At 49.6% G+C, this 16,637-nt stretch carries 17 protein-coding genes and 1 pseudogene; 4 read left to right on the plus strand and 14 right to left on the minus strand.

Features of this window, described 5'->3' with window-relative positions:
- Nucleotides 1–73: 73 nt before the first annotated feature.
- Nucleotides 74–253: pseudogene (locus AC14M5_RS03805) on the minus strand (DUF5131 family protein); the annotation flags it as partial.
- A gap of 55 nt (nucleotides 254–308) precedes the next feature.
- Here AC14M5_RS03805 and AC14M5_RS03810 point away from each other — a divergent pair.
- Nucleotides 309–539: a DUF433 domain-containing protein gene (locus AC14M5_RS03810; protein WP_484028304.1), complete on the plus strand. Its 231-nt coding sequence runs from the start codon at nucleotides 309–311 to the stop codon at nucleotides 537–539.
- A complete protein-coding gene (locus AC14M5_RS03815) occupies nucleotides 536–913 on the plus strand; it encodes a DUF5615 family PIN-like protein (RefSeq protein WP_484028305.1) in 378 nt (125 codons plus the stop codon). Before AC14M5_RS03810 ends, AC14M5_RS03815 begins: the two co-directional genes overlap by 4 nt.
- 76 nt (nucleotides 914–989) lie before the next feature.
- Here the strand turns inward: AC14M5_RS03815 and AC14M5_RS03820 are convergent, their stop codons facing one another.
- On the minus strand, nucleotides 990–1,187 hold the full coding sequence (locus AC14M5_RS03820) for a DUF5131 family protein (RefSeq protein WP_484028306.1): 198 nt from the start codon (nucleotides 1,185–1,187) through the stop codon (nucleotides 990–992).
- A 59-nt stretch (nucleotides 1,188–1,246) separates the two neighbouring features.
- Between AC14M5_RS03820 and AC14M5_RS03825 the strand changes: the two genes are divergently transcribed.
- On the plus strand, nucleotides 1,247–1,648 hold the full coding sequence (locus tag AC14M5_RS03825; protein WP_484028307.1) for a toll/interleukin-1 receptor domain-containing protein: 402 nt from the start codon (nucleotides 1,247–1,249) through the stop codon (nucleotides 1,646–1,648).
- Between the two features lie 240 nt (nucleotides 1,649–1,888).
- Here the strand turns inward: AC14M5_RS03825 and AC14M5_RS03830 are convergent, their stop codons facing one another.
- From AC14M5_RS03830 to AC14M5_RS03860, 7 genes are all read right to left on the minus strand, one after another.
- Nucleotides 1,889–3,136 (minus strand): Wadjet anti-phage system protein JetD domain-containing protein, encoded by a 1,248-nt coding sequence (locus AC14M5_RS03830; protein WP_484028308.1) that lies wholly within the window; start codon nucleotides 3,134–3,136, stop codon nucleotides 1,889–1,891.
- Between the two features lie 98 nt (nucleotides 3,137–3,234).
- Nucleotides 3,235–6,546: an ATP-binding protein gene (locus tag AC14M5_RS03835; protein WP_484028309.1), complete on the minus strand. Its 3,312-nt coding sequence runs from the start codon at nucleotides 6,544–6,546 to the stop codon at nucleotides 3,235–3,237.
- Nucleotides 6,547–6,552: 6 nt separating this feature from the next.
- Nucleotides 6,553–7,179, minus strand: coding sequence for a DUF4194 domain-containing protein (locus AC14M5_RS03840; RefSeq protein ID WP_484028310.1), 627 nt, complete (start codon nucleotides 7,177–7,179; stop codon nucleotides 6,553–6,555).
- A gap of 89 nt (nucleotides 7,180–7,268) precedes the next feature.
- The gene (locus AC14M5_RS03845) at nucleotides 7,269–8,705 is read right to left on the minus strand and encodes a Wadjet anti-phage system protein JetA family protein (protein WP_484028311.1); all 1,437 of its coding nucleotides are present in this window, start codon (nucleotides 8,703–8,705) and stop codon (nucleotides 7,269–7,271) included.
- Entirely contained in the window at nucleotides 8,689–8,940 is a 252-nt protein-coding gene (locus AC14M5_RS03850; protein WP_484028312.1) for a helix-turn-helix domain-containing protein, read from the minus strand. Before AC14M5_RS03850 ends, AC14M5_RS03845 begins: the two co-directional genes overlap by 17 nt.
- A gap of 409 nt (nucleotides 8,941–9,349) precedes the next feature.
- Nucleotides 9,350–9,934, minus strand: coding sequence for a DUF4143 domain-containing protein (locus AC14M5_RS03855; RefSeq protein WP_484028334.1), 585 nt, complete (start codon nucleotides 9,932–9,934; stop codon nucleotides 9,350–9,352).
- A 9-nt stretch (nucleotides 9,935–9,943) separates the two neighbouring features.
- Entirely contained in the window at nucleotides 9,944–10,384 is a 441-nt protein-coding gene (locus tag AC14M5_RS03860) for an ATP-binding protein (protein ID WP_484028313.1), read from the minus strand.
- Between the two features lie 341 nt (nucleotides 10,385–10,725).
- Here AC14M5_RS03860 and AC14M5_RS03865 point away from each other — a divergent pair, with 341 nt between their 5' ends.
- Nucleotides 10,726–11,883, plus strand: a complete 1,158-nt coding sequence (locus AC14M5_RS03865) for a Fic family protein (RefSeq protein WP_484028314.1) — start codon at nucleotides 10,726–10,728, stop codon at nucleotides 11,881–11,883.
- Nucleotides 11,884–12,263: 380 nt separating this feature from the next.
- Here AC14M5_RS03865 and AC14M5_RS03870 read toward each other — a convergent pair whose 3' ends face one another.
- From AC14M5_RS03870 to AC14M5_RS03890, 5 genes are all read right to left on the minus strand, one after another.
- Entirely contained in the window at nucleotides 12,264–12,647 is a 384-nt protein-coding gene (locus AC14M5_RS03870; protein WP_484028315.1) for a TetR family transcriptional regulator C-terminal domain-containing protein, read from the minus strand.
- On the minus strand, nucleotides 12,602–13,165 hold the full coding sequence (locus AC14M5_RS03875) for a hypothetical protein (RefSeq protein ID WP_484028316.1): 564 nt from the start codon (nucleotides 13,163–13,165) through the stop codon (nucleotides 12,602–12,604). The genes AC14M5_RS03870 and AC14M5_RS03875 overlap by 46 nt, the downstream gene beginning before the upstream one ends.
- Nucleotides 13,162–14,307 carry a sensor histidine kinase gene (locus AC14M5_RS03880; RefSeq protein ID WP_484028317.1) on the minus strand — a complete coding sequence of 382 codons (1,146 nt, stop codon included), beginning with the start codon at nucleotides 14,305–14,307 and terminating at the stop codon, nucleotides 13,162–13,164. The genes AC14M5_RS03875 and AC14M5_RS03880 overlap by 4 nt, the downstream gene beginning before the upstream one ends.
- Nucleotides 14,304–15,011, minus strand: coding sequence for a response regulator transcription factor (locus tag AC14M5_RS03885; RefSeq protein ID WP_484028318.1), 708 nt, complete (start codon nucleotides 15,009–15,011; stop codon nucleotides 14,304–14,306). Before AC14M5_RS03885 ends, AC14M5_RS03880 begins: the two co-directional genes overlap by 4 nt.
- A gap of 202 nt (nucleotides 15,012–15,213) precedes the next feature.
- Nucleotides 15,214–16,557 carry an alpha/beta hydrolase gene (locus tag AC14M5_RS03890; RefSeq protein ID WP_484028319.1) on the minus strand — a complete coding sequence of 448 codons (1,344 nt, stop codon included), beginning with the start codon at nucleotides 16,555–16,557 and terminating at the stop codon, nucleotides 15,214–15,216.
- Between the last annotated feature and the right edge of the window lie 80 nt (nucleotides 16,558–16,637).

Here is a 16,637-nt window from a genome sequence, read left to right on the forward strand (position 1 = left end):
AAGGCTGGAGAAATCCCGGGCGAAAGTCACGAAAGTATAAGAATACCAGCCAGTTCTCTAATGGGTCTTGTGTTTACGCTTTCACCAAATTCATCCTCATCGGCATCTCATCCCAAGTTCTTCCTTCGAGCGTGCGACCCGCCCTCTTCTTCAGTACGCCGCCCCATTGCTTGAAGAAAAATGGAACTTTGGCTCTCAAGCACTGATCCAGAATATCCGTGACCCATTCCTGCATGACCGGTCTTGCGTTGGGATCAGCACTGTAGGGATTGAGCGTTATAATAGCAATACTGTTCAGGAGTCAGACCATGTTTAATCATATTGCTTATAACCCTGAAATTTTGAGTGGCAAGCCTCACATCACTGGCACGCGTTTGAGCATTGAGTTTATCCTTGAGCTCTTTGCCAGCGGCGCGACTAAAGAGGATGTGCTCAAATCATACCCACAGCTGACAGCCGAAGCCTTGGAAGAAGCCTTGAAATATGCCGCGCAATCTGTGAAAAATGAAATTTTGCTGGATGTGAAGGTAGGGGCGTGAAGGCTCTTGATTTCCCATTGCTGGCGGATGAGAATGTTCACCCGGACGTAATTGCGTTTCTGCGCAAAATTAGGTTGAATGTTGACTCTGTTTCAGAGCAAGGAAAATTCGGACTTCCAGACACGGAAGTGCTGCAACAGGCAACTGAATCCAACCGGGTGGTTTTGACTCATGACAGCGACTTTGGCGGGATGGCTGCCTTCGGCGCACACTTTACAGGGATCATTTATCTTCACCCTGGTCACATTCGAGCGGATTTCACGATACAAACATTAGAAGCGATTCGAGATAATGCTCCCGAAGTGACGCCGCCTTTTATTCTCGTCGCCGAACGGACAGGTGACACCGTAAAAATCAGAGTCCGGCAATTATAATCAGAGCGGCGCATCAGTGAGTGGATGCGCCGTTAGCTTTTAAACTTAGTGTACTTTGTGTCCTTCGTGGTAAAGATTAAGCCTTTACCAAATTCCTTGGCATCTCATCCCAGGCGCGACCTTCGAGCGTGCGCCCCGCTCGCTTCTTTTGTACCCCGCCCCATTGCTTGAAGAAAAACGGGACCTTGGCTCTCAGGCACCGACTCCCGAATCTCCGTGACCCATTCCTGCAGGATGGTCTTGCGCAGGGACCAGACTCGCCGCCGCCGATCACCCAATTAATTTTCTATAGTGGCGTATAATTATTTAACCCTACATGAGGAGGGAATAGAGATGGCGGAACCTAGGACACCTAAAGTTTTTCTATCGTACTCATGGGATGATGATTCTCACAAAAAGTGGGTAAAAGATTTCGCCACGTGTTTGCGCGGTGATGGTGTGGATGTAACTCTTGATCGTTGGGGTGTAGCACCTGGTGGACATTTGCCCGAATATATGGAGCGATCTGTTAGAGAAAATGATTTTGTCTTGATTGTTTGCACACCCCAATATAAAACGAGGTCAGATAACCGAACTGGCGGTGTTGAGTATGAGGGCGACATTCTGACCGCTGAAGTCTTGGTTTATGGTAATGACTCAAAATTTGTCCCATTGTTAAGAACGGGGGAATGGGAGAAAGCAGCACCATCTTGGTTGTTAGGAAAATATCGAATTGATTTTCGTGGGGATCCTTAGAGCTCGAGTTTAGACAAAAAATAGGGCAGAACCGCCCTAATTTTGTCTAAACTCGAGTTCCGGATCTAAATGTCGAATAGCAGTTTGCTTTAGTCGCTTACGCAACCGTGGGCCTGAACTTATATCCGTACACATGATATGTACTCCACAGGACAGATTCTGATCGAGTTGTAGACTTTGCTGTTTTACCGATTTCAGGCATTTCTGTTGGAAAAACGGAGTGCTTCCTTGCCAGAACATTTAGAAGTTCTCCACGCCTTCCTGTTCCAGTTTCAAGCCTCGTTTGAGCAGATGTTCGATGATGTGGCGAACGTCACGCAAGTCTGGACGCAGAAGCAAGCGTTTGAGGTTCGTGCGATCAGATGCAGTGAGCGGCCGGGCGCGGGGGATATTGGATTCGAGGGTTTCAATATCCATCAAAAAAGGTTGGATGTGTTCATTAACAGTTCGGCGAAGTTGACTAAGAATGTTGAATCCGCCGTAGTCCAAATCGGACCAGAGGTAAATGGATGTGGTTTCCCGAAGCAGGCGCAAGACGCGTCGAATAGCAGGGGAGGGGTTGCCGTAAATGCAAAGAAGGGCGTGTTTCGTGGTTCGTCTTGTGTGCCCCGCTTGATTGTATTGATGGAAGGTAGTGAGGTTTTCGATGCACAGGACGGAATCGGCGCGGACAGATTGAAGAGTGGATGTTTGCGCGGCAGGGAAGCCCATGGATGGGGTGAAGCCACTCAGGTTTAGAATCTCACCGTTATCGGTGGCGAATTGCCAATTGCCCGAGAAGTGGATGTAATTCGGGTTAGCAACGAGGTTCAATTCACGCAGAACTTCTTCAGCGGGAATCCGTTTCCACTCAGCGTTGCCTATACGGGCAAGTGCGACGAATTGATTCTTGATTATTTCAAATCGCTTGCTGTCATTAAAAACACGCACGCTAAAGACACGGAAGGGGGTTTCCGCTATCAGCGTAGGCACAGCTTGTAGAGCGGCGAGCAGGTCAGAGTTTAGGTCTGAGTCGACAAGGCTGAATGGGGCAGGTGATTTTTCGGCTTTGATCTGGTTCAAGATGTAGGAAATTGCATGGGCGCGCCAATCATCCTGAAAGCGGAATTTATCGGCGAGAAGAAGGCTTTCGAGGCGGGAGCGGTTATTGGCGATCGGTGTACGCGAGAGGATCTGGAAAATCTCAGTGGCGCGTATTCCATCTTTTGTTTTCGGAAGGGTTATGGATTGAAGCAAATGACCTGTTTCACCTGGAATCCAGGTGAGTTGAAGCAGCCCATGCTTTTCGAGAAGGCTGAATTGTTCATTTGAAATGAGCCGCGGCTCAGGGTTTGCTTGTGAAAAATAACCTGGGAGGGAAAGAGAGGCGAAGGTGACTTTTATGCTTCGCTGTTGCGCATTGCGTGTTCCGTGGCGGCGTTCAAGAATGTCAAGCAACGCGTTCAGTGCGACACTTACGTCGGGTGAAGGGGTAAAGGAAATCTCCATGATCTTCAATCAGCAAACGAAACATATCATCCCGCAGCGAAGCGGAGTAGACCCAACACGGGGTTCGATACAACATCGTTTGGACACAACCATCACTATCATTGACTTTCCAATTTCTCCATCATCTCACTCTTGTCAATTTCGATGACGAAGGATGAGTTGTTTTTGCGGACAACGGTGCAGACACTATCCACGTAAGGAAGGAGCGAGCCTGATTTGTCGGGCGGAGTGGCGAGCAGGACTTGCAATCCCGCTTCGCGCATGAAGTGCAGGGCAGAGGCAGTCCGAGCTGTATCCATTTTGCCGAAGGCTTCGTCAAAAAGAGCGAGGCGAATAGTGTCGGATGGGCGCACTTGATTCAGACGATATGCTTGGGCGAACGAAGCCGCCATTGCCACATAAAAGGGCGTGGTGGTCTCGCCGCCGCTTTTCTTGGCGTTGATATGGCTCAAAAGAGCACGGTCACCATTGGGGTAGTGAATGCGGATGTCGTATTGCAGGTAGTTGCGATAATCCTGCAATTCGCGCAGTTCGGCGTTCCCATCATCGTGTGCGCTGGTGAGGCGCTCGAAGAGCAGATCCCAACCTTGTTGATGTTTCTGGCGAAAGTCCGAATCGAAAAGAGAATCGCCCATGATCTGCTGGCTGTCCATGACCATGTCAAAGACCTGGCGGAGGGCAGGCGCGGGCTGGTTGATAAATTCAAAGCGTTCGCCGCCGAAGCGCAGGTTGGCAAGCGTGCCATTCAGAAAAGCGAGTTGCTGGCGGGCATCTTCAATTTGTTCGCGCAGGCGATGGATGAAGTTTTCAACGAGTTCCTGCTCGGCAAGTCCGCGCTGGTGCGCAATTTGGTTTTCGTAGTTGGGCAACTCGGAATTGACAAGCTTATCTTTTTCGGCTGTGTAGCGTGTTGCATCATCCATATCGTCGGTGCCAAAGTCGTAGCGCAGCGAGTAGGCTTGTTTGGCTTCACGTAGACGATCACGCGAGCGCTGTTCGGCAGTCTGATAGTCGTTTTCGTAGCGGCTGGCATTTTGCAAAATCACTTCGAGCGGTTGACGTTCGCGTCTGCGTTCATATTCTTTTTGGACTTCGGATTTGGTTTCGTCATCCGCATTTTCTTGGATGAGAAATGAATCTGCGCTTTGGATGGATTCGTCTGAGCTTCTTTCCAAGCCTGGAATTGATTCTGTTTCGATTTGTTTTATCTTCTCTTCGAGACTTCCCAGTCTCCGCTCAAGGGTTGCGACTTCACTTTGTAACTGGTCACGCTCGTGTTGATGCTTTTCCACGTCCGCTTTGAGGGTTTCTACGGTACGGGTGTCAAGCGCGGCCAGTTCCCTGGTGAGTGCTGCGTGTTGTGTGTTGCGTTCGGGGAGAATGGCGGTGGATGCGAGGGCGTGTTCGAGGTCGATAAGCGGACGGATTTTGTCACGGCTGAGAGCGAGGCGTTCGCATAGGGCGGTTTCGCGTTTGTTGAATTGAGTCAGTTCACTGGCAATTTCTTTGATGCGAGTCTCGCGTTGTTCAATTTGACGCGGCGCGGCGCGCTCCCCAATAAACCAGCGACGATATACCTGAGGGTTGAGATGGCTGTCGGTGAAATTGCGGCGGATGAAACATTCGCGGGTGATGGCGGTACGATGATTGCGGAGTTGTTCGATGTTGGAACACTTCACGTAGTTCCCTAAAATAATATTGATGAAAGCGCGAGCGGCAGGAAGGTCAGTTTGAATTTCGGAGGCGAGGGAATCTGAGTTGCGTGGTGCATGTTCCGTTTTTTGTTGGAGGATAGATTCGGTGTCGAGCAGGGTTGCGCCGTGAATGGTGTCTTTGTGTTTGCGGTAGATTTGCATGGCGGCGTCGTAATGGGCGGGCGGGACAAGCAGTACAAAACGATTGAAGCCAAGAATGCCTTCGATGGCGTTTTGCCATTCGGGGTCGGGGATTTGGAGAATGTCGCAGAGGTATGTGACTTCGTTTGCGCCGAGTCCGAGTTCGGCGCGCAAAATTTCACGCAATCGGGCGGAGTACGGCACTTCGACTTTTACTGACGTTTCGCGGTCGCCTGTACGGAGTTTGCGGATTTCATCATCAAGTTTTTCGGCTTCGGCTTTTAGTTGTGTGGCTTGCTCGCTCAGAAGGGTTTGTTCGCGGGAATATGTTTGAGAGAGTGTGGCGAGAGATTCTTGCAATTCTCGTATTGCGTGTTGTGTGTTGCGTGATTCGTAATTCGTTAGGAATGTGGCAAGGGAAGAAGGAACCTCAAGTTTGTCAACGGTGAGGAGTTTTTTTATTTTTTTTGCGTCAGTCAGTTCGGCGGCGAGGGAGCGGTCGAAGTCGGTTTGACGTTGGGTGAGGAGAGTCAGTTCCGCGGTGAGTGCGGTGATTTTGTCACGCAGTTCTTTTTCGCGCTGGGCGGTTTGGTCGGTGCGGAGAGCGATTTCAGCGTCGGTCAATGCCGCTTGGGCAAAGCGCAGGCTTCGGGTGAGGTTGTCGCGCTGTATCTCGTCGCGGTGAAATTCCAGTTTGGCGGAGTCCAATTCGAGGCGGCGTGTCTTCAGTTCATCCAGAAAAACATCCGCCTGGGCGCGGCGGGCGACGTATGTGTTGGTGATGCGGCGGCGGCGATTGGCAAGGCGTTCCTTATCGAGGTCTTCGATGCGCGTGAGGAAATCAATGCGCTCACGGACATCGGCGGCAAGCGATTCAAAATGGCGCAAAGTTTCGAGTTGGGCTTGCAGGGTTTTGACATCCAGCAGGTTTTCGTCGAGCAGATAATTGTGGACAAAGGAGCGGATGTCGGTGAGTGGGCTGAACGCAAGTCCCTTGACGATCTTGGCGGGGAAAGTATCTTTGAGTTGACCGAGACGGTTGAGCAGGTGAACTCGATAATCTTCGAGGCGGGTGAAGACGCGGGCGCTGGCTGTGGGCGGCAAGGCGAAATTTTCTAGGTGGCGTTTGAAGGCGCGTGTGTCGAAGAGTTGACCAGGGGCTTTGAAGAACCAGTTGTCGTTGAGCGCGGCGTTGTGGACGATGAAATACATCACATCGGGATTGCGCCCATCTTCATAAGCGTCAATTACCGCGCCGTGTGCGAAGAACGTTCCATCGGGGTTTTTAAATTCGAGTGCAACCACGCCTGTCGCATCGCCGCGCAAATAGCGCTGCCCTTCCGTGCCGAGTTCGCCGCGCACGTAACTTGCGAGAGTTCGCTTGCCGCCGCTAAGCGCAGCTTGGTTGAAACGCACATCGCGTTGCCCGCCGACGAGGGCAAACTGCACGGCATCGAGGACTGTAGATTTGCCCGCGCCGTTTATACCGATGAAGTATGTGGTGCCCTGGCAGTCAATGGTGGTGTTTTTAAAGAGATGCCAGTTGATGAGACGGATGCGGGTTAAGAGTTTCATGATGTTTTACTCTTCTTCATTTTCAGATTCATCATTCCCTGCCCGATACTTCCTCAGCCATGCTTCCAGTTCGGTGGCAGATTGGACAGGGAGAATGAGACGGACGGAACCGCGTAGCCGCAGACGGGCTTCAGCGTCGCGCACGTCTATGCTTCGTCCATCAATGGTGTCAATGAGTCCGATGGCGCGCAAGCGGCGCAGAAGAGTTTCATATTGTCCTATGGCGAGGTCGCGTTCCTTGCTTGTAATGGTGCGGTACTCTTCGCGCAATTCGCCAATGGTGACAACAGGGTCGCTGGCGAGGCTGAGATGTTCGGTCTTGTCTTCATACAGTTTGCGAAGGACAACGATCATCAACGATTCATCCAATTTATAGCGGGCACGGCTGTAGCTGTATTCGGAGACGACTTGAAAGATGCGGTGATAATCGTCGTGCAGGAGGTTGAAACCGGTCAATGCCAGAACGGATTCGAAAATGGCGCGGTGGCGATGGACAAAGTAATAATCGTCCTTGTCCCCATCCACATCCTGGTAGAGAAAAGTTTGCCCAAGCAGGCGATTGACGATGCGTGGGAAGTCGCGGCGGGATTTTTCCGGGATGTCCTGGAGTGGATTTTCTTTTGTGAGAGTCATAGTGATTTCCAGAATTGTGTTGAGTGAAAAGACATGTTGTGTGTTACGTGTTCCGTTGGGTGTTTACGTGTGTACCTGTCTATATGTTTTCAGAGTTTTACCAAATCGAATGGTACAACTCGATATTGTCCAACCTTCACCGCTTCGCCCTCACTCACTTCAAGTCCATAACTGACTTGGGGATGATGGGCGTAGGCAATGATGGTAGTGAGCCAGTGCAGGTCGTCACGTATGGGGATTTCGGTAATGGACATGCGTTTGTGCCCGTTGAAAAAGCCAAGAACCTTGCGGTTGACTTTTTCTGGCGAAAAAGCCTGGACCACATCCTGCATGGTCAAGGCATGGAGAGCGGTAAAGTCGTCGGGGTGAAGAACAGGCACAATGATGGAGTCTGGAGTGAAGGGGGCGCGTCGCTGGGGCGGGGTGTAGAAACTTTTCAGATCGGGGACGCGGACAGGCTGTTGGATGGTGCGTGGAGCGTCTTCGGGGAGGTCTTCCAGCCCTTCGTCACGGAGAGCAGAGAAATGCTGTGCCAGTGAAACAAGTCTGTCTTTGAAGTTGCCGTCGGCATTGCCCAACTTGTAGCGGATCTGGCGAAAGGAGGTGCGCAGATATTGTGCGTGGCGCTCATCAATATCGGCAAGTAGTGGGTCCAGCCCTTCGAGTTGGTGAACGATAAATAACAGAGACTGTGTGATTTCGTGCTCGGCTTGTGCGGGCGAGAGGCGGCTTTGTGCTGCAAGTTCTTCGGCAGTGTGGGAGAGCCAGTCGTCATCCACCAGCCATTCCCGAATTTGGTTAACGATGTCGCGGCGGTAACGCGAAACATGGTCAGATGTTTTCAAGGCGTGATAGGCAGGACCCAGTGTTCGGGTGTAATCGTTGAATTGCAGGCGCAGAAGATCGGCGACCTCCATTTGCTTCGTGGCTCGTTCCACATAGCGGCGGATGTTTTGGTTCAGCTCGTTGAGTCCACGCACAACCTGACGGATATTCTCGTAGGTTTGTGAGACGGCGAGTGTTGGCGAAAAATCCTTGTGCGTTTTGGCAGATGTAATGAGTTGATGCGCGGCGTAAAGCTGCCCCTTGAATTCGCGTGGCTTTTGTTCCTGGATGGAGCGGAAGGCTTCGAGCAGGGTGAAGGCATAATCTGGTAGGATGATGGTTTCGGAGTAGTCGGCATGTTGTTCGCGTTCGATCCAGCCTGATTCAGCTAGGCGGCGGATGAGGTAGGACGCGTAGTACTGCTCAGGCTTGGATCCCATTAAAGAAGGCGGATCAGGCTCAGGGGAGGTCTGATTCACCATTTCCACCTTGATCTCATCTTCGGCGTTTGTTCCCGCCTCCCGCAAATAATCCATAATCTCGGCGATGACTGTTTCCCGCGCCAGACCGAAACGGTTGAATTCTGCGAGGCCGTAAATGCGGATGAGGATTGCCATGTAGTGCCGTTGGAGGCTGGCAAAGCCCTGGGTGGTGAAAAGGTTGAAGAGGTTGAGCGGGAGGATGTCAAACGGATTCGGCACGTTCAGACTCCCAAACGAGAATATCTTGCAATTCGCAATTGAGGGTGGCGCACAGACGGGCAAGAGCGTCGATGTCTACGTGGCGGGCTGTGCCTGAATCGAGGCGATAGACGAAATCTTTTGGCACGCCTGCTTTCTCTGCCAGTTTACGCGGGGACATGCGCTCACCCGTTGCTGCCTGATGTTTGCCAAGTAGGACGGTAATACGTCCAGATGTCGTAATTTTAGAACGCATGTTCTAATTTTACTGACGCGGGTATGATTTGTCAAGACCTTTGACGAAAATTTAAGACAAACGTAGCAAACTCATGGACAGTGTTGTTAATTTCCGCATAAATGGAACAATTGGAGTGAACTTGCCAAGATGAGGAAGTTGGGATAAAGCTCTTTGCAGTATTTATGAATCGATCTGTACGGGGTTGTAATGATTCAGACTACATTTTGGCAAAAAAGCTCCCCGGCATTGAAAGCAGGGGAAAGGGGCATGATCGTTTATGAGGGTTGAGACAATCTGCCAAAGAAACCCATCAATCTGGAATATTCTCCACTTGTCGCCAACTGATCAATGCACCAAATCTGTTCTTTATCGACTGTTCTCCCCCATATACCACATAGCCTTGAGCTTCCGGACCAGCTGTCAGTTGTTACCAATATTGAAGATTGTCAAAGTAACTGGTGGACATCGTTTTACCGGATTTGATCTCAACCGGTGTGATTTTTTCGCCATCCACCAACAGGCAGTCAATCTCTTTACCATGGTTATCCTGCCAAAAATACGGCAGGCGATTCTCACCACGATGGAAGTTGCGCTTAATAAACTCACTGATGATCAGATTCTCGAAAAGTCCACCCTTCAAATAGTGTAGGTTGACTTGACTTTCCTCACGAATGCCAAGTAGTGAACAGGCAACACCTGTATCGTAAAAATATAACTTGGGTGATTTAACCAGTCGCTTGTTGAAGTTACGATGATAGGGTTGCAGACGAAATAAGATGTAGGAACTCTCCAAGATGGAGAGCCAGGCTTTGGCTGTGTTTGGGCTGATTCCTGCGTCACTAGCCAGACTGGCATAGTTGAGCAGTTGCCCGATGCGTCCGGCGCATAACTGTGTGAATTGAATAAAAGCATTGATATCTCCGATATTTTTTATCAAGCGTACATCTTTCTCAACATGGGTTTGGATATAAGCCGGATAAAAATCGGAGGGATCAATGTCACGATCGTAAATGCGTGGATATTAACCTTTGAAAATCAGACTTTCGTATTGAACTACCTCTGGCTTCAGTCCTGCAAAGGAAAGTGGGAGTAAATGCAATACTGAGGTGCGTCCTGCCAGCGTTTGACTGATTTTCTCCATCAACAGAAAATTTGATGAACCGGTCAAGATGAATTGAATTTTTTGGTTCTCATCCACCAGCTTTTGAATATGGGAAAACAAATCTGGAGTATTTTGGATTTCATCCAAAATTGCCCCGTTCGGATAATTTGCGAGAAAACCACGCGCATCGGTCAGCGCAATCTGGCGGATGTCAGGCTCTTCCAAAGACACATAAGGCAAGGCGGGAAAGGTAGCCCGAACGAGGGTGGTCTTGCCTGACTGGCGAGGTCCTGTGAGGGTGATGACTTGGAATTTCTTTGCAGGCGCAATGAGCTTGGTTTCCAAAGTTCTTTCGATCATAAAAATACTCCGCTGAGCAGATGATGGTTATAGGTATTTCAATTATGATACTAGTTGTACAAATATGCAATTTTGTTGCATATTTGTACAAACTTGAGTTTGGCAATAAATTTGAGATCATAATAATGGTAATGCTGAAGCATAAAAAGCGGCGGAGAATTCTCCGCCGCCTACGCCCGTCTGCGAAACATATACCTGTATACATGGATATATGCCACGCTGGCATGATTATGTTCACGCTATGATATCAAAGTGTAAATAAAATGCTCCGTAATTTACATTTTTTGGCTTAAGTGTTATTATAAACGCAGTTATTTACGATATCTCCTGGATATAGCGCGATGAATCCTAATGATTTTCGTTCACCCGAAGCTGGACAGGTTATCCTAACTCAAAATGGTTACCATGCTTTTATTCCAGCACCCCTACCTCCCAAGTTGATCTGGTCTCTGCAGTTAATTACCGCATTGTCTGAAGCAGAACGTGACTTAAGCCGTCTGGCTGCGCTGACCGGTGCGTTTCCCTTTCCACGCTTACTGATTCAACCTTTTATGCGCCGCGAAGCCGTACTTTCTTCACGCATCGAAGGTACACGCGCCACATTGGCGGAACTCTATACTTATGAATCTGCCCAGTTATCCTTTCTTGAGTCAGGAGATGATGTGCGCGAGGTTCATAATTACGTGACAGCCTTAGATTACGGGTTGGAACGATTGAAGACTTTACCGATCAGCCTTCGTTTGATCCGTGAAATTCACGAGAAATTGATGCATGGCGTACGTGGTGGAAACCTGACGCCAGGTGAATTTCGACGCACCCAAAACTGGATTGGACCAGCTGGTAGTACGATTATGACTGCCACCTATGTTCCCCCGCCAGTGGATGAGATGAATCAGGCATTGAGTGATTTGGAGAAGTTCATCCATCTGGGCACTGACGTACCGGTCCTGGCGCGGGCGGCGATGATTCATTACCAGTTTGAAGCCCTTCATCCATTTCTGGATGGTAATGGCCGGGTGGGGCGCCTGCTTATGGCTCTGCTTTTTACTGAATGGAATATCTTGCCTCAGCCATTACTTAACCTGAGCGTTTACTTCGAACGTTATCGCCAGGAATATTACGACAATCTTCTGGCTGTATCCCAACGCGGTGACTGGGAGGTTTGGCTGCGCTTTTTTCTGCGTGGAGTCAGTTCACAGGCGCAGGATAGCTTGGCGCGCATGCAGCAGCTGGAAGCAATACGTACAAAATATGAGCCGCTGGTGAAATCAGATCGTAACTCGGAGCGTATGGGAGCGGTGTTGGACTTCCTATTTGCTAGGCCCATTCTTTCCACAAAACAACTGGCAGAAAACGTAGGCATGCCGTTCAAAACCGCCAGACAATATATTGAAAAACTTGCCAATGCCGGCATTTTGCGTGAAGTCACTGGGAATGCCCGTAACCAAATCTATCGTGCCGATGCTATCTTTGGCGCGATGGATAATGTTCAGGAATAACCGGTTGACAATATTTACTCAAAAACACCCAGCATTTGCTGGGTGTTTTTCGTTGTCTTATTTTAAGCAGTTCTTGCCGCCTACGTGACGTCTACGTGCCGCCTACGGAATTTATACCCGTATATATGATATATACCACTCTGGACAGATCAGACTGCAGTTATAAATGCAGTCTGATCTGTGGATTCGCGATATTTTGTGCTGGTCAATATCAGGTTGCACACTGTCATTAGCCACAGAGTCACTGAGACACGGAGAAAAGCGCTGCAAAAGCTCTGTGACTCTGTGGCTCAGTGGCAAGAGGGTCTGTGCAAGATGGTCCTGACCAAGACAGGATTCGCGATATTTTAGGAGAAAAAGACAATCCATTTGTATCGAAGTTACCTTTCCAGATATTCAACCACTATCTTTGAAAACAATCTGAACGTTGCCACCATGTTCACCTTTTTGGGGTCAAGCAACCATTGGATTTGCAAGCCATCCATGACTGTCATAATAATGGCTGCCAATTGATTTGGGTCAATATTCGGACGAATTTTGGTTTTGTTCAGTTTAAGGAATTGATTGACGTACATTTCCCTGCCACGGCGATAACGATTCACGAAAAAGTCATGGGATGGGTGGTCGCTGCGAATGCTCTCGACAACCAGAGCCGTGAAAAACTGGATCAGCCCCGATCTATTTTGACTTACATGGCGACAGCTTCTTCTTTCCCTTTTCACCAAAATTTCTGTGTGAGTGTAAAAAGCAGGTAGAGCGCGCATAATATCCAAAAAGCGATCGTTCGCATCCAACTGCGACGAGGTTCGGAACTGAATTGCAGTAATGCGAGAACAAGAAGGGTGGCGAAATGGATACTCGCCCAGTGAATCATATAAATGGGAGCGTCCATAACGCCTGGTGTTGCCACCCCAGGTTCATATTGGCTCAACGTAATTCCAAGGTAATACCAGAAGCCCAGAATGCTCCATAATATGGAGTAGGCTACTAGAAATGTCTGGTTGGCTCCCGCGGTTTTGTAGCGCCACAAAAAATATGCTGTCAGCATCCAAAGGATGCCGTATACGATAACAAACCACAGAACATTATCGCTGGTGACTTCAAACACAAAATGGGATAGCGGCACGAACGGACCATAGCTCATAATGATCAACAACGGCAGCATCGCCGCAAGAGGCAGCCACGATGCAAGACGTTGTGATCGGATCGATATGTTTAGGTTGTATAAATTCCAAGATAGCAATCCAAGCGTGATGAGAGATACAAATATGTGTACAGTCATGATTTTGTTTCTTTTTTCGTCTCGATGGAAACAACTGGAAGGTGAACAGTGAACATGCTGCCTTTTCCTGGCTCGCTCTGAACTTCGATGGAGCCGTGCAATCCTTCAATGATTTTCTTTGTTATTGCCAACCCTAACCCGCTGCCTCCCGCATCGCGCCGGCGCGATTCACTCCTACGGTAGAAGCGATCGAAGATGAACGGCAATTCGTTCGCGGGAATGCCCTGACCCGTATCCGCTACGGAAAGATAAATACCTTCCGATGTGCATTTCAAACCGACAGAAATTTTTCCGCCGCGCGGCGTGTGTTTGATCGCGTTGGACAACAGGTTATCCAATATCTGTTGAATATGACGGGGATCAACCTCAAACACAAAATCCTCCCCATCGGATTCGAATGTGACCTGGATTTCCTTCTCGGCGGCAACCGCATCGAAACCACCCGCCACCTGTTTCACCAACGCGGGCAGAATCACAGCCTGAGGGTTGTTCGGTAATTGACCCGCCTCCACCAGCGCCAGCAGGTGCAGGTCGTTGGCGAGTTGTCCCAGGTGTTCCGCCTGCGCGTACAGCGATTTGATCTCATCCTCGTTGACAGAGTAAACACCGTCGAGCATTGCTTTGAGATTCCCCTGCAAGACAGTGAGCGGTGTGCGCAGTTCGTGAGTGACATCGGCAAGCAGGTTGTGGCGAACTTTCTCCGCAGTTTCCAAATTCCCTGCCATTTGATTAAAAGCGCGCGCCAGGTCAACCAGTTCCTGGCTGCCCTGTTCGGGAACGCGTTGACTCAAATTCTGTTTGCTAATCGCTTGCACGGCAGAAACCAGGCGCGAGGCAGGTTTGCTGATACTTCGGCTCACCCACAGCCCGGCTGTGATTCCGATCAAAAGGTTGGCGCTGACAAGCGAAAAAAGGATTGACGCCATCGGATAAACTCTGTTGTTGGACGTCACCACAAAACCCCACGGTGAATATTGTTCTGGATTTTCCACTTGAGCAGACGTTGAAGATTTTTCGGGGATGGCTTGCTGGGATGCCGTCATTTCCGAACCCACTACGAACAATCCGATTATCGGCAGAAAAGTAGCAAGCATCATCACCAGGCTGAAAGCCAGGCTCAATCGCACCCACATCTTTTTCATGGCTTCTCCTCTGTGGTTTTAACGAAGCGATAGCCGACGCGAAAGACGGTTTGAATGTATGTTGGATTCTTTAGATCGGGTTCGATCTTGGCGCGCAGGTTTTTGATATGGGTGTCTAATGTCCGCCCAGCACCCTCGTAAGAATACCCCATTGCCTTCTCCAGCAATTGTTCACGCGTGAAGGCATGCCCCGGGTCTTCCATGAATAATCGCAATAGTTCAAACTCTGTCACCGTCAGGTAGACCGGCTGAGCGTTGACAAACAATTGCCGAGTGTGAAGGTCCAACTCCAGATTGCCGACATTCAGATGGTGCGTATCCGGCGCATGGTCCAGCCGTATGCGGCGCAGCTGGGAGCGGACGCGGGCAACAACTTCATTCGGGTTGAAAGGCTTGGTGATGTAATCATCCGCGCCGAGTTCCAATCCTGTGATCTTGTCGCTATCCTCCACGCGGGCAGTGAGCATGATGATCGGAAGTGAAGCCAGCGTGGGGTCATGACGGACGCGCTGCGTGATTTCGCGTCCATCCAGGTCCGGGAGTCCAAGATCCAACACAAGTAGGTCGGGATGTTCGGAACGAAGGATCTGCAAGGCTGTCTGTCCGTTGTGCGCGATCGAAACTTTGAAACGCGCTTTCTCAAGATATGCCCTGAGCAGTCGAGTGACTTCGGGTTCATCATCTACAATTAGTATCTTTGACATATTTTTCTTTCCCTATCCGAGCAAGGTGACGCTGTCAGGGATGCGGGGCACGTCATTTGTATACCACATCCCTGATTTGCACAACAGAGGCTGTTACTTTTCCAAAAGGCTGGTGCTAACCTTCTGAATCGATTCGGCAGGATGGTTTTTTTCGATAAAGATGTCTTACCCGAACAATTCCATGTGAATTTTCGTTCCTGGTTTATTTCTTGAATGGATCAGCATAACCCGTGTAAAACAAGGCGGGGTCCGCACGGTCCAGAAGAAAATCACGAATGAGGTTGGTGAGCAGGGTGGCATTTTCTGGCTTACTCCAAACCCTGTGGCTGGCGCCTGTCAAAGGAAAAAAGACAACACTATCAAAGAAATTCTCATAGTCCTTGTGAATGGGCCAGGGAACAAGACCATCATCCGGGTGAACAACCAACACCGGGCTTGCATTGGCGTTGATCAAACTGTCCGAATAGTCAGGTGACTGCTCGATACTTTTATTAATTGCCTGCGAGGCAAAACTCAAGCCTGTGGATTTCCGAGGAGTATCAGCAGTTATTGCCTCTTTGGCAACAGCCCCTTGAAGCAATTCCTCAACATAGAAGGATACCTCTTCATGCTTCCCGAAAAGAGGCATGCCATCTTTATCGAGCAAAACCATCATGAGGATTCCTCGAATATTCTCCCTCAAGGAGAGGTTGGCTAAAAAGAGTGACGGTTGTTTACCAGTCTCGCCTTCCTGGGTTGCATACTCATCCTCCAATATTTTTGCCAGTTTGGGATCCAGGGTAGCCGCGGACTTTAAATTTCCATTTTCCAAATCGTACAATGGGCTGGTATCCAACAACACCAGCCTGGCAATTTGCTCGGGGTAAAGCGCGTCCACGCGTCCCAGAAGCGCGCCAGCATAGGAGTGACCGATCACATAGGCTTGTGGGGTTCCAATCCGATCCAGGATTTCATGAACGCGGCGGACATCTTCGTCAATCGTCAGCAGCGAGGGGTCGAAGGTGTTCAGCGACGAGTTGCCGGATGAGTAATGATCGAAAGTATATACATCAAACCCTTGCGCCGCCAACTGCTTCAAGAATTCCATTGTTGATGGGCTTACTGGCCCGCCGGGTCCGCCGGGCACGAACAAAATTGGCGTCTCGGAGATTTTTGTCTCGGGAGGAAAATGATACAAGGCGATTTGTTCCCCTTTGGAGAGGGTGATCGTCTCGTGTGGAACGTCGGCGTTCTCAATCCTTGGCGTGTTGATCGGAACACCGAAAATTGCAATTGCGACTGCCAAATAAATGGCTACTGCAATAATCGTCATTGGACCTTTGCGGCTCAGCAACGGCAATTTTCCTGAGAGCTTGTAAAGCAAATTTGAGGCGCCAAAAAACAGTAACCCAACCAAAAGGCTGGCGACAGCCACTCCTCCCCAAACGCCGATGGATCGGATCGTGAAGTAAATGGTAACGCTGCCAAGAGCCCAGGCGAGAATGAGCATGACAAATGTCAAAAGCGTGAAGAAGGCGTATTTGGCACTTCGGACAAGTTTGGACATGGTAGTTCTCCTAAAAACGAGCAAGCATTGTGGTAATCATCCAGTCGTGAGAAAGTGTCTCATGGCTGGATGATCAGGCG

It is taken from the genome of Candidatus Villigracilis sp. (assembly GCF_057083605.1).